This is a genomic window from Myxococcus xanthus, assembly GCF_006402735.1.
In the GTDB taxonomy this organism is placed as follows: domain Bacteria; phylum Myxococcota; class Myxococcia; order Myxococcales; family Myxococcaceae; genus Myxococcus; species Myxococcus xanthus_A.
Genome location: NZ_CP017174.1, coordinates 8,628,989 through 8,652,516 on the forward strand (window position 1 = coordinate 8,628,989; position 23,528 = coordinate 8,652,516).

Annotated in this window: 18 protein-coding genes; 10 read left to right on the top strand and 8 right to left on the bottom strand. The window is 69.2% G+C overall.

All coding sequences use genetic code 11. The annotated features are described in order from the left end of the window. Positions 1–92: 92 nt before the first annotated feature. Positions 93–251 (top strand): hypothetical protein, encoded by a 159-nt coding sequence (locus tag BHS09_RS38950; RefSeq protein ID WP_167371045.1) that lies wholly within the window; start codon positions 93–95, stop codon positions 249–251. A gap of 70 nt (positions 252–321) precedes the next feature. On the opposite strand, the gene BHS09_RS35655 is transcribed toward BHS09_RS38950, so the two are convergent. Together BHS09_RS35655 and BHS09_RS35660 are read right to left on the bottom strand one after the other, a co-directional pair. Continuing rightward, on the bottom strand, positions 322–4,224 hold the full coding sequence (locus BHS09_RS35655; protein WP_237080032.1) for a hypothetical protein: 3,903 nt from the start codon (positions 4,222–4,224) through the stop codon (positions 322–324). 270 nt (positions 4,225–4,494) lie between these two features. Next, complete coding sequence (locus BHS09_RS35660; RefSeq protein ID WP_140795810.1) at positions 4,495–4,686, bottom strand: CsbD family protein; 192 nt, start codon at positions 4,684–4,686, stop codon at positions 4,495–4,497. Between the two features lie 269 nt (positions 4,687–4,955). On the opposite strand from BHS09_RS35660, the gene BHS09_RS35665 reads away from it, so the two are divergent. Next, positions 4,956–6,731: a methyl-accepting chemotaxis protein gene (locus tag BHS09_RS35665; protein WP_140795811.1), complete on the top strand. Its 1,776-nt coding sequence runs from the start codon at positions 4,956–4,958 to the stop codon at positions 6,729–6,731. A gap of 42 nt (positions 6,732–6,773) precedes the next feature. Here BHS09_RS35665 and BHS09_RS35670 read toward each other — a convergent pair whose 3' ends face one another. After that, entirely contained in the window at positions 6,774–7,628 is an 855-nt protein-coding gene (locus BHS09_RS35670; protein WP_237077785.1) for a hypothetical protein, read from the bottom strand. A gap of 98 nt (positions 7,629–7,726) precedes the next feature. After that, complete coding sequence (locus BHS09_RS35675) at positions 7,727–9,295, bottom strand: phytoene desaturase family protein (protein ID WP_140795813.1); 1,569 nt, start codon at positions 9,293–9,295, stop codon at positions 7,727–7,729. Between the two features lie 178 nt (positions 9,296–9,473). On the opposite strand from BHS09_RS35675, the gene BHS09_RS35680 reads away from it, so the two are divergent. The 5 genes from BHS09_RS35680 to BHS09_RS35700 all read left to right on the top strand — a co-directional run bounded on the left by BHS09_RS35680 (position 9,474) and on the right by BHS09_RS35700 (position 16,195). Continuing rightward, positions 9,474–11,249, top strand: coding sequence for a CHASE domain-containing protein (locus BHS09_RS35680; protein WP_140800283.1), 1,776 nt, complete (start codon positions 9,474–9,476; stop codon positions 11,247–11,249). A 60-nt stretch (positions 11,250–11,309) separates the two neighbouring features. Then, positions 11,310–12,788: a PDZ domain-containing protein gene (locus tag BHS09_RS35685; RefSeq protein WP_140800284.1), complete on the top strand. Its 1,479-nt coding sequence runs from the start codon at positions 11,310–11,312 to the stop codon at positions 12,786–12,788. Positions 12,789–12,939: 151 nt separating this feature from the next. Then, positions 12,940–14,148: an MxcI protein gene (locus tag BHS09_RS35690; protein WP_140800285.1), complete on the top strand. Its 1,209-nt coding sequence runs from the start codon at positions 12,940–12,942 to the stop codon at positions 14,146–14,148. A 90-nt stretch (positions 14,149–14,238) separates the two neighbouring features. Further along, complete coding sequence (locus BHS09_RS35695) at positions 14,239–14,862, top strand: MXAN_6652 family MXYO-CTERM-anchored protein (RefSeq protein WP_140795817.1); 624 nt, start codon at positions 14,239–14,241, stop codon at positions 14,860–14,862. Positions 14,863–15,001: 139 nt separating this feature from the next. Continuing rightward, the gene (locus BHS09_RS35700; RefSeq protein WP_140800286.1) at positions 15,002–16,195 is read left to right on the top strand and encodes a serine/threonine-protein kinase; all 1,194 of its coding nucleotides are present in this window, start codon (positions 15,002–15,004) and stop codon (positions 16,193–16,195) included. Positions 16,196–16,201: 6 nt separating this feature from the next. Here the strand turns inward: BHS09_RS35700 and BHS09_RS35705 are convergent, their stop codons facing one another. Then, the gene (locus tag BHS09_RS35705) at positions 16,202–16,570 is read right to left on the bottom strand and encodes a helix-turn-helix domain-containing protein (RefSeq protein WP_140795819.1); all 369 of its coding nucleotides are present in this window, start codon (positions 16,568–16,570) and stop codon (positions 16,202–16,204) included. Positions 16,571–16,797: 227 nt separating this feature from the next. Between BHS09_RS35705 and BHS09_RS35710 the strand changes: the two genes are divergently transcribed. From BHS09_RS35710 to BHS09_RS35720, 3 genes are all read left to right on the top strand, one after another. After that, on the top strand, positions 16,798–18,690 hold the full coding sequence (locus tag BHS09_RS35710) for a serine/threonine-protein kinase (RefSeq protein WP_140800287.1): 1,893 nt from the start codon (positions 16,798–16,800) through the stop codon (positions 18,688–18,690). A 73-nt stretch (positions 18,691–18,763) separates the two neighbouring features. Next, on the top strand, positions 18,764–19,642 hold the full coding sequence (locus tag BHS09_RS35715; RefSeq protein WP_237080478.1) for a DUF2381 family protein: 879 nt from the start codon (positions 18,764–18,766) through the stop codon (positions 19,640–19,642). 220 nt (positions 19,643–19,862) lie between these two features. After that, the gene (locus tag BHS09_RS35720) at positions 19,863–20,246 is read left to right on the top strand and encodes a hypothetical protein (RefSeq protein ID WP_237080033.1); all 384 of its coding nucleotides are present in this window, start codon (positions 19,863–19,865) and stop codon (positions 20,244–20,246) included. Positions 20,247–20,494: 248 nt separating this feature from the next. On the opposite strand, the gene BHS09_RS39780 is transcribed toward BHS09_RS35720, so the two are convergent. Genes BHS09_RS39780 through BHS09_RS35735 form a run of 3 tightly spaced genes read right to left on the bottom strand, consistent with a single transcriptional unit; the run spans position 20,495 to position 23,520 of the window. Then, positions 20,495–21,220, bottom strand: a complete 726-nt coding sequence (locus BHS09_RS39780) for a hypothetical protein (protein WP_237080034.1) — start codon at positions 21,218–21,220, stop codon at positions 20,495–20,497. A 12-nt stretch (positions 21,221–21,232) separates the two neighbouring features. After that, positions 21,233–22,486 (bottom strand): PAAR-like domain-containing protein, encoded by a 1,254-nt coding sequence (locus BHS09_RS35730; RefSeq protein WP_140800289.1) that lies wholly within the window; start codon positions 22,484–22,486, stop codon positions 21,233–21,235. Next, entirely contained in the window at positions 22,474–23,520 is a 1,047-nt protein-coding gene (locus BHS09_RS35735; protein ID WP_237080035.1) for a hypothetical protein, read from the bottom strand. The genes BHS09_RS35730 and BHS09_RS35735 overlap by 13 nt, the downstream gene beginning before the upstream one ends. Between the last annotated feature and the right edge of the window lie 8 nt (positions 23,521–23,528).

The window sequence follows — 23,528 nt, forward strand, 5'->3', positions numbered from 1 at the left end:
CGGCCGATGCTTTGCAGAGGGGTCCGGGCGGGCAGCGACAGGCGGGGTGGGTGGCGGGGTCGGGCGGAACGCTGAAGAAGGGGGAAGTGCCAATGCGCGGGGTCATCACCGGACGAGAGGTGGTCGCCAACCTGGGGCTCATCTACCGGGAGTTCGGGACGGGCTGCGTGCTGCGCTGCCTGTGGGTCATGCTGAGCGGGAAGACGACGACGTTCCTCGAGGTCGCGTGCCCGCCGGTGGCGAAGCGGTAGCAACGGCACGGGCCGCGGAGGAAGGTCCCCCGCGGCCCGCGCCACCTCAGGTCATGTCACCGCGTGAGCGTCACTGCGGGACGCTGAGCCGCAGCCGCAGCAGCGTCGGCTCCACCCAGGCGCTCGCCTCGGGGCCTCCGGCCTCGGCCTGGGCATCCAGGGACGCGTCGATGGCGGCCTTCAGCCGGTCGGCACGCGTCGTCACCGCCGGGTGCAGGTCCGCCAGGATGTTGTGGGCCGGCTGCGCGTTCGGGGCGCTGAACAACATGTACATGTCCATCACGTCGTTCATCACCGGGGTGACTTCCACGTCCTGCGGCGTGTCGTAGCCCGACAGCACCGCGTCCTCGCCGTACAGCAGACCGCGCAGGTACTCGTCGTGGTCCAGCGACAGTGGCAGCGCCAGCGCCGCGTAGGACTGCCACAAGAGCCGCGTGCCCGTCATCCGCTTCGCCTGGACCTGCAGCGCGTCTCCCGCCTGGCCCATGCGCGTGGCGACGTGGCCGTAGAACTGGCGCTGCTGGTTCTTCAGCACGTCCACCATCCGGGTGCGGACGGCGGCGCGGAAGTCATTGGCCCAGGCGTAGTCGAACGACGCGATGTTCTGCGAGACGTAGCCCCACCGCTTCGCCATCCACTCCTGGGGATTCTGCTCGGTGTTCGGGTTGTAGGTGGGCCGGTCCACCCCGCGCACCAGGGTGACGAAATCATGGCCGCCGGTGAAGCGGTGCGTGAACACGCGCTCGGACTTCGACGTGTTCGTCGCGGTGTCCCAGTAGGTGTAGCGGACATACACCGTGGACTCCAGCCGGTACTTGCGCTCGTACAGGCCCCCGAAGCCCGTGAAGACCTCCGAGTAGAGCTGCCAGCTTCCTTCGCCGCACAGGTCGATGGTGGCCTGGTCCACGTTCAGGTTGTCCGCGATGAGCAGCGGGCGCAGCACGTCGTGGTTCCAGCGGGCCGGGTTCACGCCGAGGTAGTCCGGCGCGCCGTCCTCGTTGTAGTCCCCCCAGTCGCCGCCGCCGCAGGGGACGATGGGCTTCTCACCTGGCTTCAGGTAGTGCGCCGCCGGCTCCTGGTCCGGACCACCCCACAGGTCGATGCCGTGCAGGCCGCGGGCGGGGCTGTGCCGCCAGTCGGACTCCGCCTGCTCGAGGAGGGCCTTCATCCACGCCCAGTCCCCCAGGTAGCGCGCGTGGATGCCGGCGAACAACGGCTTGCCGAGGTTGCGCAGCGCGGTGTCCAGCTGCGTGCCCGCGGTGATGAGGCTGCTGTGGCGCGAGGAGACCATCTGCCCGCCGAGCACCGGCTGCTCCTCGAAGAGCTGCGCGTAGGCCTCCGCGCCGGACATCCAGTCCTTCGGGCTGGAGATGCGCTCGCCGTGCAGCATGGGCAGCCCCAGTTGGACAGGGAACTCACGCAGGTAGTTGATGTTGTAGGAGAGCTTGTGACTGGACAGCTCGTCCGCGGGGCTGACGTCCGGGTTGGAGCCGCGCCCGTCGATGCCCGCGAGGATGGTGGAGTTATGCGCGTCCACCGCGCCCCACTTGGAGAACTGGTTCTCCGCCAGCGTGAAGTCAGCGTAGAGCATGGGCGTGGAGTGACGCTCGTTCCAGTCCAGGTAGGACCAGGCCGCCAGCTCGAAGGCGTCGTTCTTCGTGTCGGTGAAGTACTCGTACATGTTCTGGTCCACGCGGTTCAGCCCGACATGCAGCGAGTGCAAGGACGCCTGCACCTCCTCCACGTTCTGGTTCACCCGGCCCAGCTCCCAGTCCACCAGGTCGAAGCGGGCCTGCATGTCGCGGTGGATGTCATTGAGCTTGCGGTCCACCCGATCGAACCGGGTGAACATCCGCGACTGCATCTGCTCCACGAACTGATGGAGCTTGCGGAGCTCCTCGAGGATGGTCTGCTCGATGGGCGGCTGGGCCGCCCCGCGCAGCAGGGAGAAGAGCTGGAAGGCGGCGCCAATGAGCTGCCCGGTGAAGATGGCGCCGCTGACAATCTCGAAGCCCTTCATGCCCAGGTCGAGGAAGCTGGAGACCTTCTCCGCGATCTTGACGGAGCTCTCCGCGTACTTCGCCACCGCCTCCAGCGTCGTGTTCAGCGCGCTGGCGAACCTCACGATGTCCGCGGCGAACTGCGTCTCGCCGTCCTTCTTGAACAGCTCGGCCACCAGCCCCAGGCCGCCCGTCACACCTTCGCGCACGCCGTTGAGCTGGTCCTTGAGCTGGGTGCCCCGCGCCCTCGCCGCGTCGATGGCCGCCTGGAGCGCCGCCTCCTCGGCCGTCGGCGTGCCGGACAGGGACGCCTCGGCCGCGCCGCCCTCCGCCAGCGCCAGCGTCTGCCCGGGCTTCTTCAGCGCGATGGAGGCGCGGTACGCCTGCTCGGCGACGTTCAGGTTGTTGAGCATGTCGGAGTACTGCTGCGCCGCGGACAGGCCCGCGGTGGACGCCGTCAGGATGAAGCCTCGCGCGTCCGCCTTCGTGGCCGACAGGCTCCCGTCGTTCGCCAGCCGGGGCAGCACGAAGCCCGCCAGGGGGCCCATGGGCTGGATGGCCAGCATCTGCGCCGCGGTCTGCGTGGTGTGGACGCCCACGCCCGCGCCAATGCCACTGCCATTCACCACCGCCGCCAGCGCGACGTTGCCCTGGGCCAGGTCATGCAGCCGCCCCCAGGTCTCCTCGGAGAAGACCTCCACGTCCCCGTAGCGCTCCACCAGCGAGTGGGCGGTGACGAGGTCACGCTCCAGGCTCGGGCCATTGTGCATGCTGCCCAGCAGCGCCTGCGAATAGGCCCGCAGCGCCCTGCCCGCCACCGTCGTCGTGGCCACGTACGGCTGGGCCCGCGCGAGGATGCGAATCATCGTCCGCACCCGCGGGCCGGAGCCGTCCTTCGCCGGGTTGAAGGGATAGACGTTCAACGCGGTGGAGACGGCGTTGAGCGCCGCCGTCAGCTCGGCCTGCGAGAGCGCCGGGTTGTCACGGGCCAGGAAGTACGCCACGCCCGCCTGCAGGTGCAGCCGGGGGTCCGGCCGGGACATGGCCACCGTCGCGTACACGCGCCGGTTCACCTCCTGCGCGGTCAGCGAGAAGGTGCTGCGGCACTCCGAGCACAGGATGGGCGCGTCATAGACGGGCGCGCCGCGGCTCCCAGAGGCCTCCCATTGCGCCTGCGCCTGCGCCTGCGCCTGGGTAGCGGTAGCGGGCGCCTGGCCCTCCACGAAGCCCGCGCCGCACTCCGCGTCCGGCGCCACGCCGTGGCTGACATCGCGGCAGGTGCCGTTGAGCGGCGCGCCACTGCCAGGGCCGCAGGGGCCCGTCATCGTTCCGCATTGCGCCGCGTCGGTGACCCAGGCGCCATTCACCCGGCACGTCTGGGGGTTGAGGCAGGCCACCGTGCAGGACGACTCCACCGTGCCGCACTGCGGTCCCGTGCCCATGTGCTGCACCGGGTAGTTGGCGTAGGTGATGTAGCAGTACTCCTCGCCCACGCCCGGCGCCGCGCGCTCGAGGGCTCCGCCTCCCGTGAGCATGGATTCCGAGGTACCGCCCCCCGGGGGCCTGCCACCGATGTACCAGGTCCAGGTGATGCCCCCCCACGTGGACGCGGGCGCATTCGCGGTCATGTAGCCCTGGGCGGCGGCTTCGCACGAGGCGCCGGGCCGTGTGCCCAACCCCAGCACGGCCTGGTGCACGCCCAACGTGAAGCCGAAGTCCGCGTGCCGGCACGTGTCGTAGGACGTACACGTCTTCTGGCTCGTGTCCACGCCACAGGCCGCGCTCGTCTGCCGCCCGTAACACTCCAGGCTGTAGGTGAAGCCGCCGGTACACGTCCAGTCACCGGTCGCGATGTCGTCCGGTGTGCAGGCAAGGCCGTCCTCGGCGGTCCGGGTGACGACGGGTTCAGCGAGCGGCGGAGTACCCTCGGGCGCGGGCTCACCGCAGCCCCAGAGCGCCAACACGGCCACCACGCCCTGGAGCCAGCGCGGACGCCGACTTCTGGCGGGCGCGTGTGCCCCGGGCGGACACACGTCTCCTCTCAACGACGAATCTCGCGACACATACATGGAGCAGTTCCCCCTCGTTCGGGTCTGCGACGGCATGGAATGCCGTCCAGCACCCAATACGGAAGGAACGTGGAATCCTGGTCCTCACCTCGAAATGAAACGAGCCGCGAGGAAGGCTTCCTCGCGGCCCGAATCATTCACATGCATGCACCCGGCAGGAGCCGGGAAGGACGGCTAGGGCTCTCCCCGGCGCGGCTTGTCGGAGTCGACCGCGTCCTTGATGGCGCGCTTGGCGTCCTCAATCTTGCCCTTGATGGCGCCCTTGGCGGAGTCACGCTTGCCCTCGGCCTCCAGCTCACGGTCGCCGCTCGCGACGCCGACCACTTCCTTGACCTTGCCCTTGGCCTTGTCGGTCCACTCGCCCATGACGGGTCTCCTTTCACAACAGACAGCGCGTTCGAGTCAGAGTGTGGGCATTCCAGAAAGGCCGCGCAGGCGCCCCAGGGCCGCTCGCCTGAGCGGCAACCAGGCGCGAAGAGCAGAGACGAGCAATTCTTGAATTCAATGCCAGCCACTCTCTGACAAGCGCCGCATTTCCATACACGCTGGATGAGGCGGAACGGGACTGGACATTGACGGCGAGCAATTCGGGACGCACGCTGGGGTCACTGCTACCCAGGAGCACCGCTTCCCCGATGGCCACCTCCTCGCTACCGACCCCTGGCGCCCTGCTACGCCGGCTCTACCTGCTGCGGTCTGTCGTCACCACGGTGGCCTTCACGCCCGCAGTCTACGTCGACATGCAGTTGCTCGACCTGTCGGGTGCGCGGGAGTTCAAGATTTTCCTGGGCATCATCACCCCGGTGGTGCTCGGCCTGTGCGCGGTGGTGCAGCCGCTGGTGGTGATGCCGTGGCTGATGAAGCGCGCCCTGAGCGCCCAGGGGACGACGCGGGTGGAGCGGCTCATTCGCATCCCCTCCAGCATCGCCTTCGTGGAGATGATGGTGTCGTGGACGCTGGGCGGCATCCTCTTCAACGGCGGCGCGGTGCTGCTCCTGGACCGGCCGGCGTCGGTGGTGATGGTGGGCGTGGCGGTGGCGGTGAGCGCGGGCCTCTTCAGCAGCCCGCTGGCGTACATGCTGTTCGAACGGGTGATGATGCCCACGGTGCTGGACGCCTATCAGCGCGCGCCCAGCACGAAGCCCGCGGGTGAGGGCTTCGCCACGCGCCAGCTCTGGCTGCTGCCCGCGATGGTGGTCTCCGCGCTGCTCATCACCTGTCTGGCCAGCATCGTCACGCTGCACCTGCGCCTGGAGCGCGGCATGGGCGCGCTGGCGGCGGACCTGGCGGCGCAGGGCGACACCGCGGCGGCCGAGCGCGTGCAGGCCACGGTGCGGCCGCTGGAGGCGGAGCTGGTGCAACCGGTGGTGGTGCTCGGCGGGTATGCCGCGCTGGGCTCCATCCTCACCGCGGCCTGGGCGGCCCGCCGGCTGGCCCGGGGGGCTCGCGCGGTGGGTGCGTCCCTGGAGGCCCTGGTGGAGGGCCGCGCCACGCCGCCACAGTGGGTCTCCTCGGATGAAGTGGGCGACCTGGCGGCGTCTACGTGGCAGCTGTACCAGCGGCTCCAGGAGATGCCGCGCTCGCTGCGCGCCTCCGCGGGAGACCTGGCCGACGCGGGCCAGCGGCTGTCACAGGCCAGCTCCCAGCAGAACCAGACGCTGTCGCGGCAGGCCGTGGCGCTGCACCAGGCGCGCGCCACGGCGCAGGAAATCCAGCAGGCGTCCCACGTCACGCACTCGCGTGCCACCAGCATCCTCCAGGTGGCCGAGCGCGCCGCCGCCGTGGGCAAGCTGGGTGAGGAGTCCCTGGCCGGCACGGAGAAGGGGCTCACCGTCATCCGCGACATCGCGGCCGGGCTGCACGAGCAGATGCTCGACCTGGAGCAACGCGCCCGCGAGGTGGGCCGCGTGTCGGAGGTGGTGAAGTCGCTGGCGGACCAGTCCCACATGCTGGCCATCAACGCGGCGATTGAAGCCACGCGCGCGGGCGAGCACGGCAAGGGCTTTGGCGTGGTGGCGCGGCAGATGCGCGACCTGGCGGACCAGTCCGTCCGGGCCACCAACCAGGTGCGCGGGCTGCTGGAGAGCATGGCCACGGCCACCCAGCAGGCCACGGCGATGTCGGACCAGGGCGCGGAGGGCGTGGCCGAGGCGCTGGAGCCGCTGCGGCACAGCGGCGAACGGCTGCGCGAGCTGGCGGGCCTGTCCAAGGAATCCGCGGCGGCGGTGCGGCAGATTACGGAGGCCGTGTCGCAGCAGCACGCGGGCGTGGACCAGCTCTTCGCGGCGGTGCGCGAGTTGGATGAGCTGACGACGGACACGCTGCGGCACCTGGACACCACGCAGCAGGCGGCCTCGGCCGTGAGCCACGCGACGGGACAGGTGTCGCAGTTGGCTGAACGCTACGTCTGATGTGGCGGCTCGCCCGTGCTCAAGCGCGGGCGAGCCATCGCATCAGCCGTTGGAAGGTACGTCGTCCTCCGCACGCGCGGCGAGCATGGGCGTGAGACGCCCCTCCGAGCTCAGCACTGGCGTGCGCAGCAGCACGGCGAGCTGGCCCACGAGCACCGCCAGCCGCGTCAGCCGCTCCCGGGGCTCCTCGCCGCCCGCCTCGAAGCTGGCCGCGTCCAGGTAGGCGAGCTGCGCCGAGGCCCGCCCATGCAGTCCCGCCACCCGCTGCTCCAGCGCCGTCAGCCGCGTGCGCAGCGCCCCCAGGAACGCCGTCGTCCGGGCCAGCAGCGCGGAGGCCTCATCGAGCGCCCGCGCACCCTCCTCTGGAGCGCTCCCTGACAGGATGGCGCGGGCCGAGATGGCCGCGTACAGCGGCGTCCCATCCAGCACCACCGGCGGCGAATCCTCGTCCAGCCAGCCCCGGTCCAGCCACGCCAGCACGGACTCCAGCTCGGCGGGCACCTCGACACCCGCGCCCAACAGGGGCCCGTTTCGCCGCGCCGCGCGGGACGGGGATTCGCGCAGGAGCGCGCGCAGTGCTTCCAGCGCCTCGGGTTCGAGCAGCTCGGCTTCCTGGACGTGCCCCCAGCGCTCCAGCCGCGCCAACAGCGCGCCGAAGGGCACCAGCACCTCCGCGTGCACCCGCGCCTGGAGCGCGCCGTGGGAGGCCACGCCATCGCGGACCTGGAGGCGGTCCGCCCGGAGCGCGGCCACCGCCCCGCGGTGCCGCTCACGCGCCTGGGCCAGCCGGGCATCTTCTGGCGTGGTGACGCCAGTCTCCGTCAGCACCTTCCGCACACCCAGGCCCAGTGCCGTCAGCACCAGGCCACCCACCGCGAATGGGATGAAGAAGGGCATGCCTCGCAACTATGCCAGCTTCGTCCCCGTCCCGCCCGGCGGATGCGGGCGGCCCTTCCCCGCCTGCCGGGTGGGCGCGCCACCCGCTGGCGCGGCGCTCACCCCGCGCGAGCTTGAACGGGCGCCTCCGGCTCCAGCGGCGGCACATACGGCCAGCCCGGCAGCGGGCCCCTGCCCGCCTCGCGCGTCAGGTAGTCCGCCGCGATGTTCGCGCTCTCCATGATGGTCAGCAGGCCGCTCCCCGGATGCGTGCCGCCGCCCACGAAGTACAGCCCTTCGATGTCTCGGTTCTTCACCTTGGGCCGCAGCGGCCCCAGCTGCAGCCACGTATGCGACAGGTTGAACACCGCGCCCCGGAACACATTGAAGTCGTCCCGCCACGTCTCCGCCGTGAAGTAGCGCTCTTCGCGGATGTGCTCGCGCACGCCCTTCAGCCCCACCTTCTCCAGCATGGCGGGAACGCGCTCGCGCAGCGCCTGCTCCGTCTTCGCCCAGTCCACCGGACGTCCCGTGTTCGGCGTGGGCACCAGCACGTACAACGTCGAATGGCCCGCCGGCGCGCCGGACGGGTCCGTCACGCCCGGATTGCACACGTAGAAGGGCGGGTCCTCCAGGTCGACGTGCCGGTCCTCCAGCGCGTCACGGTCCGTGCGCCGCGCGGACTCCGACAGGTAGATGAGATGGTGCGGAAGGTCGGCGTACACCGTGTCCAGGCCGTAGTACGCCATGAACGTGCTGCACGAATACTTCGCCCGCTCCAGCGCCGCGTCCGTCAGCCGCGAGCCTTCCCGCGCCTCCGCCGGAATCAACGACCGCGCCGCATAGGCCAGGTCCGCGTTCACCACCACCGCGTCCGCCTCCAGCACCTCGCCGCCCACGAGCTTCACGCCCACCGCGCGGCCCGCGTCCACGCGCACCTTCTCCACCGGCGTGCCCATGCGGAAGGTGGCGCCCAAATCCTCCGCGCAGCGCATCATGCCGCGCGACAGCTCGCGGAAGCCGCCCTCCACGTGCCAGACGCCGAAGGCCAGCTCCAGGAAGGGAATCACGCTGAACACCGACGAGCACGTCGTGGGGTGCAGGCCCAGGTACTTGGACGGGTACGCCAGGGCGTACGTCACCCGGTCATCGTGGAAGAAGCCGTCCAGCTGCCGGTACAGCGTCTGCCAGGGCTTGAAGCGCAGCGTGGGCGCCAACCGCCACGGCGCGTAGTAGCCCAGGTTGTCCGCGGAGGTGCAGATGAACTTCTCGTAGGCGATGCCGTACTTCTCCCGCCCGTCCTCCATCCATTGGCGCAGCGCGGACGCCTGCCGCGGGCCGAACTTCGCCAGCTCCGCCTCCATGCGGTCCAGGTGCCGGGTGGTGTCCAGGTGCGTGCCGTCCCAGAAGTGCACCCGCGTGTTGACGTCCAGCGGGAGCAGCTTGACGTAGTCCTCCAGCCGCCGGCCCGCGCGCCGGAATATCTGCTCCAGCACGCCCGGCAGTTGGAGGATGGAGGGCCCGGTGTCCACCGCGTACTCGCCCGACGCGCCCAGCGTCAGCCCCTTCATCCGCCCCCCGGGCACCGCGTCCTTCTCCACCACGGTGACCCGGAAGCCCTGCCCCGCCAGGTTGATGGCGGCCGACAAGCCCCCCGGTCCCGCACCCACGACGATGACGTGCCGCACGCTGCCTCCCTCGCTCGCTTGCCATGCCCTACCGGATGCCAAGGCCCTCCGGTACCCGGGTGAACGGAATCCCACCCACTCATTCACCTGGCGAACGCGCGAACCGGCCAGGACGTTACAAGAGCACCGTCCGGCACTGGCCCCCGGGTGGACACCATTCCAGCCTTCTTCCGCCACCGTGCCACCGCATTCCTCCTCCCACCTGCGCCGCAACGCCGCCGCCTACTGCGTGGTCCTGGTGGGGCTGCTCCTCACCGCCGCGTCGGCGGCCTATGTGCAGCAGAGCATCCACGAGCGCCGCCTGCGCCGCTTCGACGGCGCGGTCCATGACGGGGTGCTGGGCCTCCAGCAGCGCCTGGAGCTGAACCAGACCCTGCTCCAGGGCGTGCATGGACTGTTCACCGGCAGCCGCTTCGTGAGCCGGGAGGAGTTCGACGCCTACCTGGAGAGCCTGGAGCTGAACCGCGGCTTCCCAGGGCTGGAGGGCATCGGCTTCGCGCGGTGGCTTCGGCCAGAGGACGTGGCCCGGTACGACGCGAAGGTCCGCGGCAGGCAGGAGCCAAGCCATCCCGTGTGGCCCCCGGGCCCACGCGAGGCCTACACCGCCATCGTCATGATGAACCCCCTGGACGCGCGCACGCAGCAGGGCCTGGGATTCGACATGCTCACCGAGCCCAGCCGCCGGGCAGCGATGCTGCGCGCGCTGGGCACGAGGCGCCAGGCCGCCACCCACAAGGTGCGGCTCATCCAAGGCTGGGAGGACGCCGCGGGCCGCGTGGGCATCGTCATCTTCATCCCCGTGTACATCCGCCCGAAGGACGCCCAGCCCCCCGGCCCCCCCACCAAAAATCTGCGCGGCTTCGTCTACCTCCCCCTCGCCATGGAGGACCTGATGAGCGAGCTGCACTTCATCGGCTTCCAGGAGACCATCGACCTGGAGGTGTACGACGGGACGGAGGTCCGCGACGACGCGCTCCTCTATGCGTCCAGCTCCCCGGCATCGCGGGGTGCCCCCGCCCTCCAGCAGGACGTGAGGATACCCGTGGCCGGCCAGACCTGGACGCTGCGGTTCAACGCGCGCCAGGCCTTCACCGATGCCAGCACCACCGGGCAGCCCGGCACCGTCGTGGGCGCCGGGCTGCTGGTGACGCTGCTGCTGTTCTTCATCACCCGCTCGCAGGTCCGCGCCCGGACCGTGGCCGAGGCCGCCAACACGGAGCAACAGCGGCTGACCGGCGAGGCCCGCGACGCCGTCCAGGTGCGCGACGACTTCCTCAGCATCGCCGCGCACGAGCTGCGCACGCCCCTCACCAACCTCAAGCTCCAGCTCCAGTTGCTGTACCGCCAGCTTCGCGGCGAGGGGCCCCTGGACGTGGAGAAGCTCGCGCAGCGGGTGCAGTCCAGCGAGCGCCAGACGTCGCGCCTGGCGACCCTGGTAGACAGCCTGCTCGACGTGTCCCGGCTGGCGCGCGGCCGGATGGAGCTGAACCTGGAGCCCGTGGACCTGGACGAAATGGTGCACGAGGCCGTCCGCCGCTTCGAGACGGAAGCCAGGACAGCGGGGGTCCAGGTGACGGTGGATTCGCCCGTCCCCGTGACGGGCCAGTGGGACCGGATGCGGCTGGAGCAGGTGCTCACCAACCTGCTGTCCAACGCGCTCAAGTACGGCCACGGCGCCCCCGTGGACGTGCGCGTGCGCTCGGACGAAACACAGGCGACGCTGGAGGTGGAGGACCACGGCATCGGCCTTCCGCCGGAAGACGCGCAGCGCATCTTCGGCCGCTTCGAACGCGCCGTATCCAGCCGCCACTATGGCGGGCTGGGCCTGGGCCTCTTCATCACCCGCCAGCTCGTGGAGGCCCTGGGAGGCCGCATCAGCGTGACCAGCACCCCGGGCCAGGGCGCCACGTTCACCGTCGTGCTGCCCTTGAGCGGCCCACGAGCCGTGGCTTGACGCTCCCTGCCTTGCGGGGAAGCCCGGCAAGGCCCTTCAATGACAGGCAGGAGGATTCACGTGTTCCTGTCTGCAATGACATCCGCGCTCGCGAGCGCCCTGCTGCTCACCGCCGCGCCCCTCTCCGTCACCATCGAGCCCCTGGGCTTCTCCGTCCAGAACGTCAACAAGGAGGTCCGGGTGACGAAGGTCCTGCCGGGCAGCATCGCCGCCCAGGAGGGGCTCGAGCCCGGCATGCGGATTCTGAGCATCGAACGGCCGATGCGGTCCTTCGCGCGCGACCCCATCCACCTCCTCAGCCAGGAGGACCTGCGCGACGCCCTGATACCGACGTGGGACGAGCCGCTCTCGATTCGCATCAAGACCGCCAGCGAGGAGCGATATTTGCGCCTCCGCCGGACCGACCCACGCCCGGCGCAGGAGTTCCCCGACACGCCCCTCACCCGCGAGCAGGTCAACCGTCTGACGCGGTTGGAGCGCAGCCGCTACTCCTTGTGGCAGGCCCAGCATGCCGGCATGCACGCGCCCCCCATGCCCATGCCCGAGTTCGAGCTCGGGCAGAAGCAGGCCACGGCCTACGTCAAAGCGGATGTCCTGCTGACCGTCATGGGCGGAGGAAGCACCCCCACCCACGTCTATGCCAGCGCCACCGTGCTGACGCCCTGCGAGGGCGCGCTGGAGAAGCTCGTGCTGCGCGGCGCGCCCGCGGGCGGGGCCCCGCTCCAGCTCCGGCCCGATGTCCGGGGCATGAATGCCAGCGTCCATGTGGACCTTCCACTCTGGAAGCCCGCGGCGGCCATCCAGGCCTGCCGCGCCGCCGCGCCGTCCTCCGTGCCGTCCTTGGAGTCCCGCGTGAAGGCGGAGCTGCATTGCCAGGGCGCCCCCGTCCAGAAGCGGGAGTTCACCGCGACGCTGAGGGTCTTCTGTGACGAACCGCTGCCGGCGGGAATCCGGGACGCGCGCAACGTGCTGTCACTGGCGGGGACGCGCAGGGCGGATGACGCCCCCGCCCTCGTCCATCAGTTGGAGGTGGGCGCCAATGGGACGCTCGGACTGGACGCGCGGCTGGATGGCATCGTCCCCCCGCCAGTCGAGGTCAGCCTGGTGGAGCTGGATGGCAAGGGGAACACGGCCCGGCGCCATGCCACGAAGAAGGTCGAGCCCGAGATGGCCGAGCTGCCGTTCCAAGTCACGCTCGACACGCGCACGGCGCGAACCGCGCGGCTGGCCGCGGCGCTGCGCTTCGCCGACGGCAGCACGCGGCTGAGCTTCCCGGCGGACGTGGCCATCGTCACGCGGGAGGAGGTGGCCGCGCAGCAGCAGCAGGCCGAGGAGGCATTCCAGCGATTGATTGACTTCAATCGCAAGCTCTCCCAGCAGTGGCCCTCCGCCTGTGATTCGCTGGCCGAAGTGACGGCCTGGACCCAGGCCCAGCCGGAAATCGAATGGGCCGCATCCAGCCCAAGCTCCAGCATGACCTATCAGATGAAAGGTTCCAGCGGGCTCAACGTGCTCAACTGCCACAGACACCACCGCTGAGCCTCGCGGGCCTCCCGCCCGCTTCTTGACTTTTCATGAATTCCGCCTAAACAGCCACTGAAATTGAGAATGCGTATCGTTTTCACCTGAAACCCACAGCTCCGTTCCGGGTGAAACGGCGCCCCACTCCACTTACAGGAAGGCCGTATTCATGAAGCATCTGTTTGCCCGCTCGGGTTTCCGACTCTCCGCCGCTGCGCTCGCGCTGTCCCTGATGGGCGGCTGTGACGACTCCGGCGACGACTACACCGGCCCGCTGTACGCCATCACCACGCAGGACCTCAACGCCGACCCGGCGGCGAGCTACGTGGTGGTGACGCGTGAGGCGGAGCAGACCGCGCGGCTGTCGCTGGACGGCGCCATCAAGGTGTCCGGCCGTGCGCTGGGCGTGGGCATCCGCAAGTCAGGCCAGGTCTACGTGGTGTCGGACGACAGCCCCGTCGTGACGCGCTACTCGCTCACCGAGGACGGCGGCCTGGAGCAGTCGGGCACGGTGAGCTTCGCCAGCCTGGGCGTGATGTCGCTGGGCGAGTACCAGGCGAACTTCCAGTTCGTGTCGGCGACGAAGGCGTACTTCTTCGACGGCATCACCGCGCAGGCGGTCATCTGGAACCCCACGGAGATGACCGTCACCGGCAACATCGCGCTGGGCGACCTGGAACTCGAAGGCACGGAGATGGCCTTCTCGGGCTCGGTCGTCTCGGACAACGGGCAGCTCATCATTCCCGTGGGCTGGCGTCCCGTGGCCGGCGTGGGCATCACCCCGAGGACGGGCGTGGTGGCCGTCGACACGGCGACGGACACGGCGACCCTCGTCACGGATGAGCGGTGCGGCTACGCGCACGACGCCGTGCTCGGCCCCGACCGCAAGGTCTACGTCGCGACGGAGGCCTACGCCGCGGCGGTGCACCGGGTGTCGGCCGACGCGGCGCCGGAGCCGTGCCTGCTGCGGTTCGACCTGCAGACGCGCACCTTCGAGGCCGGCTTCCACCGCTCGCTGTCGGAGCTCGTGGGCGGCGGCACCGCGGGCTCGCTCGTCCCCGGCCCGTCGGGCACGGCGTACCTGCGCGTGCTCGATGAGAGCGTCGCCCCGGTGCAGGAGGGCGCGCACCCCCGCGGCATCGCGAGCGGCGCCGGCTGGCAGTGGTGGGCGCTGAATCTCAGCACGCTGACGGCGACGCGGAACACCCAGTTCCCGGCCACCTCGGGCAGCAGCTTCCTCTTCCACACCGAGAACCAGACGCTCTACACCGAGTTCGGAGAGGGCTCCGCGTCCACGACGCTGCACGTGCTGGGCGACAACGGGCGGCCCACGCTGACGACGCAGGGCCTGTCCTTCTCCCTGCTCCAGCTGCGCTAGGCACCGACGCCAGCGGAAGTCCCCGGGGCTCCGCTCACGCGGGGCCCCGGCTGTAGCACCACCTGCTTTCACCCATCTCCTGGAGTGTCCATGCGTCTTCCGTTCCGCATCGCGGGCGTCGTCGTCGTGTCATCGCTGTGGTCCATCCCCGCCTTCGCCACCAGCACGGGCGTCACCGGCCAGACGGGCAAGACAGGCCCCACGTGCAGCACCTGCCACCAGGGCGGGGAGCTCCCCACCGTCGCGTTCGAAGGGCCCGCCACGCTCGCGCCGGGCGCCACCGGCCAGTACACCTTCATCATCCGAGGCGGTCCCGCCAGGACGGGCGGCGTGGGCATCGCCGTGGACAGCACGGCGGCCACGCTCCAACCCGGCGAGGGCATGAAGAAGCTCGGCGCCGAGCTGACCCATTCGCAGCCCCAGCCCTTCGCGAACAACGAGCTGCGCTTCAACTTCAGCCTCGTCGCCCCCGCGACGGACGTCACCCTCACCCTCTTCGGCGCTGGCAACTCCTCCAACGCGGACTTCCATACCGACGGAGACCGGGCCGCCGCCACGAAGCTGAGCGTGAAGGTGGGCCAGGGCACGCCAGGCATGGAGCCGGATGACAAGGACGAGGAGAGCGGAGGCTGCGCCGCCGCGGGCAGCGCGCCGCTGTGGGCCCTGCTGATGGCCGCCTCGCCCCTGGCCCTGCCGCGCCGCCGCCGGAGCTGAGACACCGTCCGCGCTCGGGATGAGGTCCACGCCTCATCCTCCGTGGAGGTGAAGATGCGCCATGCCCCATGCGCCTCTTCACCCAGCCTCAATCACCATATAAACTGGAGAGGTTTATAACCCGCATCCGGGAGTCTCCGTGCCCACCCACCCCACACAGCCCAGCCTCCGCCCGATTACCGAGGAGGAGCGGGCCCGGGCGCATCCAGCGCGACGGCCAACCCTCTTCCAGCTCGCGGGAACGCGGTACATCTATGTCAGCACCCTGGACGCACGTCCCAACGGCGAGGTCCTCATGCTGGCCGAGCGACAGGAGCGCCACGGCCTGAGCGGCCCGGTCCTCATTCGGCGCGTGCGCTCACCCGCCACGTTCGCGCGCAGGCAACGGATGGTGGAAGAGGTCCAGTTGGCCTACCGGCTGAACCACCCGGCCATCGCCAAGGTCCACCTGTTCACCGTCCAGTCAGGCAAACCCTACGTCATCATGGAGTACGTGGACGGCCCCACCCTGGACGGCGTGTTGAGCCTGATGGCCCTGCGGCGCCAGCCGGTCTCCACCGCCTTCGCACTGTACGTGGGCGCGGAGGTCGCCGACGCGCTGGCCTACGCGCACCGGCTGGCGGATGACCACGGGGCGCGGCTCGGGCTGATTCACCGGGACGTGAGCCCGCGCAACGTGAGCGTGGGAATGGGCGGGGAGGTGAAGCTGACGCACTTCGGCGCGGCCTACACGCATCTTGGCGGGCGCGAGGAGACCCAGGGCGGCCTGCGCAAGGGAGATGCCGCCTATACCTCGCCGGAGTACCTGAAGTGCCTGCCATCGACCCCTGCGGCGGACCTCTTCTCTCTGGGACTCGTCCTGCTGGAGCTGGCCACAGGACGCCACCTCTTCCATGCCGCCCTGGAAAGGCTGGCGGAGCCTCCTCCATGGCGGAAGCGGGCTCCCGTGGAGGAGGAACCCTCGCTGCCGCTCACGCACCTGATGATGTTGATGGACGCCTACACGCCAGACGACGTGGAGAAAGCAACCGCCGGTTTGCCCGAGGGGTTCCGGGCCGCGCTGAGGAAGGCCCTCCGCAAACCTGCCGCTGAGCGCTACACCACGGCGGAGGACATGCGAGACACGCTACGGGAGTGCCTCGTCCAGGTTCGGGAGGCCAGCGACGGCCGCCCCTATGGCCGCAAGGAAGCCGCCGAGGAGCTCGCCCGCCTCATCACCGAGGCCAGCCAGAACCGCGACGAGGCGGAGCCTGGAGACGAGCGTCTCTTCTCCTCGGGACTGGAGGCACATGAGCTCGGAGCGGCCACTTCCGCCGTGACGACCGAGCCCTGACGCCTCCTACCGGGTTAGCGCGCGGGCCATCGTGACAAGCGCCTCCAGCTTCGCCTCGTCCAGCTCACGCGCCAGCGTCACCAGCCGACGCAGCAGCGGCGGCTCCTTCTCCAGTTCACGCCGCTCGTCCTTGCCGGGCCGGGACAGTCCCAGCAGTTCGTCCGTGGAAATGCGAAGGACCATGCTCAGACGGCGCAGCATGCCCGCGCTGGGAACCATCTTTCCCCGCTCCACCCGGCTGTAGACCATGGGGTGCATATCCACCAAGGCCGCCACCTCCACCTGGGTCAGCCCCAGGCGCGCACGCGCCTCACGCGCCGCCTTTCCCACCATCATGCCCAGTTGTTCGTCCATACGCGGGAGAACGTAGCGCATCCCGAGGGGATGGCTGGGGTGGAAGCCACGGCCCTGCGCCTGGAGAAGCGAAGAGCGAGACTCTACTTTCGGAGTTCTAGAGAAGATAAACTCCCATATCTGGCCCGCGTCCCGCCTTCGTCCATTTCGCCACGCCCAGTCCATCCAGAGACAAGCCCCATGAGACAGGGAAGCGATGACCTTGACAGGAGGGGCTCGCGGCAGAGCGAGCCCCCTGGGGTGGGCGGATGAAGGCCCAGCGCCTTCGAGGGGACGTGGCCGTCGGCACCCAGGTGGGGGGCTTCGTCGTGGAGGGCTTGCTCGGGATGGGTGGCTGCGGCGCCGTCTTCCGCGCCCGGCGGGGCACCGCTCGCTTCGCGCTGAAGCTCCAGTCGCTCGCCGCGTTGGGCGGTTGGGCCCAGCGGGAGGTGGACATCCTCCGGAGGCTGGACCACCCCAATGTCGTGCGCTTCCACGCGTGCGGCCTGTGGCGGGACACCGCCCCCGAGTGGTTCTACCTGGCCATGGAGCTGGTGGAAGGCCGGCCGCTGAACCAGTGGGTGAACGAGGAGAACCCCAGCCCGCGGCAGGCGGCGGCGCTGGCGCTGGGACTGGCCCGAGGGCTCGCGGCGGCACACGCGGAAGGCGTCCTCCACCGGGACCTCAAGGAGTCCAACATCATGGTGCGGGATGCCACAGGGACGCCCGTGCTGGTGGACTTCGGCGTGGGCTCCTATCCCGGCGCGCCCCGCCTCACCCGGGAGGTGCTTCCCCCGGGCACACCGCAGTACCGCAGCCCGGAGGCGCTGGCCTTCCGCAAGTCGCACGCGGGCGTGGAGGGGGCGCACTACGCGCCCACCGCCGCGGACGACCTGTATGCGCTGGGCGTCGTCCTCTACTGGGTGCTGACGGGCCGCTCTCCCTTCCCCGCCCCGGGAACGCCGTCGGAGGTAGAGCACGTCATCTCCCAGCCACCCGAGCCGCCTCGCGCCGTGAACCCAAGGGTGCCCGGTCTGCTGGACGCGGTGTGCTCGCGGCTGTTGGAGAAGCAGCCCACGGCGCGCTTTCCCAGCGCCGCCGCCACGGCCGAAGCCCTCGAGGCAGCGCTGTCCGCCGCGGACGGCGAGTGGGACCGGCCAATGTGCGCGTCGTGGGAGGAGTCACCCGAACTCCCGGCGCCACCTCCACCACAGGATGGGCTGGAGGCATGGCTGCACCAGGGTGAGCCCGCCTTGTCGCCGCCCAGGCGAGGCAGACGACCGGGGCGCGCCCGGCCTTCCGCCAACGGTGGCCGCGCGAGTCCAGGGGACGCACGGGAGGAGGCGTTGCCACGGTCAGGGTTCGCCGTGCCTTCCAAGCGGATTTCGCCGGGGGCCCCACGCTCCAGGAGGCCCGCCACACTTGCGCTCATGGCGAGCCTCCTGGCCGCGCTGACGCTCGCATGGGCACTCACGCGGCACGAAGGCTCGCCGCCAGCGAGCAGGGAGCGTCCAGAAATGGCGTCACCGCACGCCTCGCCGGAAGCTGTCCGGGCCGCGGCCCCGCCCCTACCGGCGGCCCTCCTCCCCGCGACCGCTGCCCCTCCCATGGCGCGCGACCCGAAAGAAGCATCACCCGTGAAGAAGCCAGACATCGCTCCCTCATCTCCCCCGTCACGGACATCACGCTCGGTGGGCACGCTGGCCCGGCGCGCCGCCGCCACGGCCGCCGCATGCACCGCGCTGGCCTGCCCGAGCGGGCCCGAGGTGCGTCCCGCGCCACCCTCCGAGCCGTGCCCAGAGGGCGCGCTGCAAGCCATGGAGGCGCGAGGTCTCCGCGTGGGTGAGCTGGGCTCCATCCTCTTCATCCGCGGGGAGCCGAGGAATATCACCGTGAGCGAGGGCTGGGTGCGCGTCCGCGTCGGGGCCACGCCCTATGACCTGGCGAATGCGACCCTGAGCGGACGGCTCAGCGTGAGCGAGCGGGTCTACGGCCGCTTCACGGAAGCAGAGAAGGACGGCGAGCGCTTCCCCGTGTGCATTGAGCTCCTCTACCCGGGCGACGATCAGCGCGGCTCGCCTCGCGTGGCAGGAAACCATCCGCCCGCCGAGCCCATCATCTACTCCGTCTCGGGCCTGAAGGTGGTGAGGCGCTTCGAGTGACACTGCGTTCCCGCACCTGGGGTCTCCCGTGATGAATGCCTCTGCGGCGGCCCTCCTCATTCACTCGCTCTTCATGGCACAGGCGGCCTCTCCCGCACCGTCCCCTACCGCCCCCTGGACACCGATGGCACGGCGCCTCACGGTGGGCCTCCAGTCCCCCCGGTCCGCCACACCGCCCCCGGAAGTGCGCATCAGCCCCGGGATGGGCACGCTGCTGCTCTTCGACACGGCAGTGGTCCGCGCGGAGTTGGAAGGCGAGAAGCGCTTCACCCGCGTTCGGCTGGCGGGTGACACCCTGACGCTGATGCCCTCCACGAGCGTGGAGGACGGCGAGGAGTTGCGGCTGACCGTCCACTTCGCGGATGGCGCCGCGCCCGCGAGCGCGACCTTCCGGCTGGTGCCCCACCCCACCCTGGCCGACCGTCAGGTGGAGGTCCACCGACAGGCCCGAAGCGCGGACTCGCTCCATGCCGAGTTGATGGAGAAGGAGGAAGAGGTGCGGCGCCTTCGAGAAGAACTGGCGCGGATGGAGGCTGCCCGGAGCCTCCCAGATGGCCTCACCGGCATGCTGGCCACCAAGTACCTGGACAAGAATGGCGTGCGGGCGCTCTGGCTTGCTGGGCAACTCGTGCGCCACCCACGCAACGCGCTCCACGTAGCGAACGCGACGACCTATCGCGCCGCCGCCCAGGTGGCGGTAGCCGTCGAATCCGCGGAACTGCGCGGGGGCGCGCCATGGGAGGCCCGAAGCGCGACGCTGGTTCCCCGCGAGGGGCCCGCCCTCCGCGTGCTACGCGTCTGGCAGGCCGCGCCCACCACCGCGGGCATGGTCGGCCAGTTCATCGTAGAGGCGGAGGCCACAGACACCATGAGCCCGGGGCCCTACACGCTGACGGTCTGGGCGGAGGGCGACAAGCGCTCCGTCATCTTGGGCAACCTGATGTTCCCGTGAGTACTTCCGCCGGGCGCAAGTCATCCCATGCAACGCCCGTGTCCTCGCCAGAGGCGGGGCGCGTCCCTCGCACACGGGACTTTGAGCCCTGGAGCGCGAATCCACCACGCTTCGCCAAGCAGTTGATTGAGAAGGCCTGCTGGTGCCGGTAGCGCACGGACTGTTTGCCTACCCCAATCGAAGCAAGTTTGGGTTGGTGCCACCAGGGGACGATGCGCTCATGCGCGCGTTCCTGGGAGAGGGGCCCTTCGTCTTTACCAGCCCCGAACGCAGGAACGCGCTGGGACGCGGCACGACAGCCGTGTTCGCGGCGACTCTCATCTACAACTCGAAGCGTTCCGGGCACGTTGAACTGGGTGACCGCCGCTTCGAACTACGCCGCGTGGCATTCCCGCTGGCGCCATCGCAGGAATGGTTCGTGGTTGAGCTCTTCGAGAACGCGGAGCGCGCTGGCACGTCGCGCACGGAACTGGCCAAAGCGCTGACGCGCGCACTCCCGCGCAATGCCTTTGACCGCGAACGCCTGACGGAAATGGCGCAGCGGTATGGGACCAAAGCGACGCGGGTGCCGATCTCTTCGGCGCTCCCGGCCACCTCCACTTGAGCTTCATCCACGAAGACCCGGCGTTCGACGACCTGATGCGAATCGTCGCCAAAATCGAGCCCGGAAGCGTCCCCGCAACCACTCACCCCCGCGCTATCGACACCCGCTTCAGGGGCCCCCTGCGCGGTGACTCGCCTCGCACCTCGCAATGCGGGCGAGGGCCTCCACGCGCAGCCCAACCTTGCGCGCTCCGCCGCATCCCCGCCAGACGGAGCTCGTGCAGCGGATACAAGACTTCCTGACTGTGCCTACCGCGTGACGACGCTCTTCAGCCCTGTTCGTGTCTCGAACTCCTGGGCCAGTCGCTCCAGCTCCGCCGAGTCCTCGCAGCCCAGGATGAATGAGAAGGTGGGCTGCGTCGGGTGTCGGTAGAGCAGCAGCGCGGCGTCTCCTCGCTCGTACAGCGCGCAGTGCTCGGCAGGCGGGATGCGCTTGAATCCCTTCTCCTCGGCCAGCGCAGTCACCACGTCCAAATGGTAGCGAGTTGCGGCACTAGCTACCTTGGGTGTCGAGAATGTGCGCCGGAAGGGCAGTTGCGGGAGGCGCAGCTCCTTGAAAGCCTCATAATAGAGGAACTCCTCCAGTCCTACGAATTGGGGGGAGCTTCCCTCTGGTGGGTAGTTTTCCTCAAGCAGTCTGTTGACGACCATGCAATCGTCGACTCCATGAGGACTCAATCGATCAAGGAACCAATCCCAGCTAGAGGGTCCCTTGTCTCCAGCGAAATAGATGTAGCGGCCTCTTTGAAGCCAAGACCAGCTGTAGGCTCCGAGCGCGCCATCAATGGAGAGGGATGCCTCGGCAAGCTCAAGGCCCCCCATGCTCTTTCCCATCGATTCCAAGAAACGGCGGTAGGCGCCTGGGAGGGGGCCCGCGTTTTTTTCCAGTACCGAGATATCGTGCCTGTCAGCTGGTGAAATCTTCTGGGAAAAGCCAGGGAGGTACTTTTCGACAAATTCAATGAACGCTTTCATGTGATTTCTAGCTCAAGGACACTTTGTTTCGCAGTACATGGCAGGGAGATTTTCCTGGCAGTCCGAGCAGGATGGGACATTCTCGCCATTGCTAAATGTCTGTTCGCGCTCCTCTAGTTCAGAGAGCATTGTCATACCCAGGTCTTCTACCCGAGCCTTGAATTTGATTCTGGGCCCCCGGTCGGGCTTGATTCCATCCACGAGAGGGTAGAAAAGCCGCTCGACGAGCTGCTTGGGCTTGTGTCCTCCATGTTTTTCCATGATTTGCTTGGCAGCGCAGTCCCAATCTTCTCGCTTGGCTCCGGAGTTGACAATCGGGCTCGCGCATTCGAAACCGGCTGATTCTACGGCATTCAAAAAGCCGGGAGGCGCATGTCCTGAGCATGCTGCCAGTTTTCTGTTGGCGCACATGCAGATCATGACGCCAATCATATAGCCCTTGGAGTATGTGAGTGTTTCACCATTCCTGCGAAGCACGGCATTTTGACTGAAGAAGCTATCGAGATTGCTTATCTGTTTGCCCAGGACGGCGATTTCGACCGGCAGTCTTGCCATTTCTTCTTTCTGTTTTGAGTCTAGGCCTTTCCCTCTCCTTCTGTTCTCCTCGGAGCCCTTCCCCTCAAGCTGGTCGAGGAGCTTTTCCTTTTGATTCTTCTCCTTAGCGAGCTTGCTGCGTTGGAGTATCTGTTCGTTCTGTGCATTGAGCGCTTCCTGGAGCCGTTCAAACAGCGTCGCAATCGCCGTCTGCGTCTCTTCTCCCGCCTCCAGTGGATGCGTATTCCCGCAGAGCGCGCACGGGATGTCGTCTCCGTAGATGACGGTCATGACGCCGGAGGCCTGGATGATGCCCGTCATGGTGGCGGCATTCGCGGGGCTGCCGGACGGGCCGCAGTTGTTGAGCATGGGGTCGCCCAGCAACTGCACATTCCTCCCCTCGATTTTGACGTTCATCGAGCCGGGGCCGATGAACTTCGTCGCGCCGTGGGTGTTGCTGGAGGTGAGCCCGCCTCCCGTCCCCTTGCTGGCCATGTCCCCCTTGCTGCCGAAGCTGGCGCCGGCAATGGCGACGGGGTGCCCGTTGATGGTGACTGTCTTCGAGTACCCCTCGGGGGCGTCGCCGCTGTTGCCGATGTTGGGCAATGGCGTGGGCACGAAGGGCGCCGGCGGGCCGGGCATCTTGCAGACGTTGGGCAGCGTGGCTGAGGCGACGCCCGAACTGCCCTGGGTGACGGGCGTCCTCGGGGCGTTGACGGTTACCTTGGCCATGGCTTCGCTCCTTCCTCACTTCCGGACAGTGGCTCTTCCAGTAGTGCGGCGGCGCGCAACCCGGCTTCCGAACTGCCCCAGAGTAGCGCACGGGGGCCGCTCGCGTACCGGCGCCGCCAGGCCTGCGCGCAGAGGACGAGGTTCAGCGCGCCCGTGGCGGCACCCACCTCGCCACAACTGCTCACAGGCGTGTGAATGACGGAAGCATCGCGGAACGCAGCCCCCAGCCGCAGGGCGACGAAGCCCCACTCCTCTGAGCGGTAGCGCTCGCCATTGAGGTCGCTGTGGACGGACGCCGCCACCTCGCGCGTGCCTTCCAGCGGCGCGAGTGCCTCACTCATGGCGGCCGTCAGCCCCTCGCCCAGGTTGAGGTCATCGGTGTGGATGAGCTTCGTCTCATGGGCTGTGGCGGCGGCGCGCACCGTGGCGTGGGGCACCAGTCCCCACCGGCGCGCGTCCGGCGCGGCCATCACCGCGACGAAGGCAGAGCCCTCGCTTGGTGCGAAACCCGTGCGCGTCCCTTCTTCCAGCCACTGGTTCCGCTCGCGAAGCCAAGCCAACGTTTGGACGTCATGGTAGCTGTCGACGCCCCCCACAATCACCAGCGGGGAGCGGGCGGCGCGGCCGACACGCGTCACGGCCTCTCGTAACCCCTCCAGCGCCGAGGCGTGGCCCGTCAGCCGAGGCTCCACCCGCAGGCGCAAGCGCTCACTCCCGAGGGCCGAGAGGGCGGCGACGACTCGCGAGGCATCCGCGGCCTTCCAACCCGGGCGCTCCTCGGGGAGGCCCACCAGCACCGGCACTTCGACATTCTCCAAGGGGAGGGCGGGTGCCAGCCTGGCGAGGACTTCCTCCAGCGCCGCGGCCCCCAGGGCGGCCATGCGCGCCGCACCGCTCCACTCCTGCGCGTCCAGCAGCCCGTCCCTGGCGATGAAGGACTCGGCCTGGCGCCCCAGCTCCGGCACCTGGAGGAGCCGCACGCGGCTGATGCCCGCGCGCACCGCCGCCGCGACGCTCTCCGCTGTCGTCCCCACGGGGGCAC

What these genes read in the sequence shown, in the direction of transcription:
- BHS09_RS35670 (WP_237077785.1), bottom strand. Translation starts at nt 7,628, where the DNA reads ATGCCCTTCTTCATCCCATTCGCGGTGGGTGGCCTGGTGCTGACGGCA.
- BHS09_RS35720 (WP_237080033.1), top strand. Translation starts at nt 19,863, where the DNA reads ATGCGCGCGTTCCTGGGAGAGGGGCCCTTCGTCTTTACCAGCCCCGAA.
- BHS09_RS35665 (WP_140795811.1), top strand. Translation starts at nt 4,956, where the DNA reads ATGGCCACCTCCTCGCTACCGACCCCTGGCGCCCTGCTACGCCGGCTC.
- BHS09_RS35715 (WP_237080478.1), top strand. Translation starts at nt 18,764, where the DNA reads ATGGCACAGGCGGCCTCTCCCGCACCGTCCCCTACCGCCCCCTGGACA.
- BHS09_RS35710 (WP_140800287.1), top strand. Translation starts at nt 16,798, where the DNA reads ATGAAGGCCCAGCGCCTTCGAGGGGACGTGGCCGTCGGCACCCAGGTG.
- BHS09_RS39780 (WP_237080034.1), bottom strand. Translation starts at nt 21,220, where the DNA reads ATGAAAGCGTTCATTGAATTTGTCGAAAAGTACCTCCCTGGCTTTTCC.
- BHS09_RS35690 (WP_140800285.1), top strand. Translation starts at nt 12,940, where the DNA reads ATGAAGCATCTGTTTGCCCGCTCGGGTTTCCGACTCTCCGCCGCTGCG.
- BHS09_RS35660 (WP_140795810.1), bottom strand. Translation starts at nt 4,686, where the DNA reads ATGGGCGAGTGGACCGACAAGGCCAAGGGCAAGGTCAAGGAAGTGGTC.
- BHS09_RS38950 (WP_167371045.1), top strand. Translation starts at nt 93, where the DNA reads ATGCGCGGGGTCATCACCGGACGAGAGGTGGTCGCCAACCTGGGGCTC.
- BHS09_RS35695 (WP_140795817.1), top strand. Translation starts at nt 14,239, where the DNA reads ATGCGTCTTCCGTTCCGCATCGCGGGCGTCGTCGTCGTGTCATCGCTG.
- BHS09_RS35730 (WP_140800289.1), bottom strand. Translation starts at nt 22,486, where the DNA reads ATGGCCAAGGTAACCGTCAACGCCCCGAGGACGCCCGTCACCCAGGGC.
- BHS09_RS35705 (WP_140795819.1), bottom strand. Translation starts at nt 16,570, where the DNA reads ATGCGCTACGTTCTCCCGCGTATGGACGAACAACTGGGCATGATGGTG.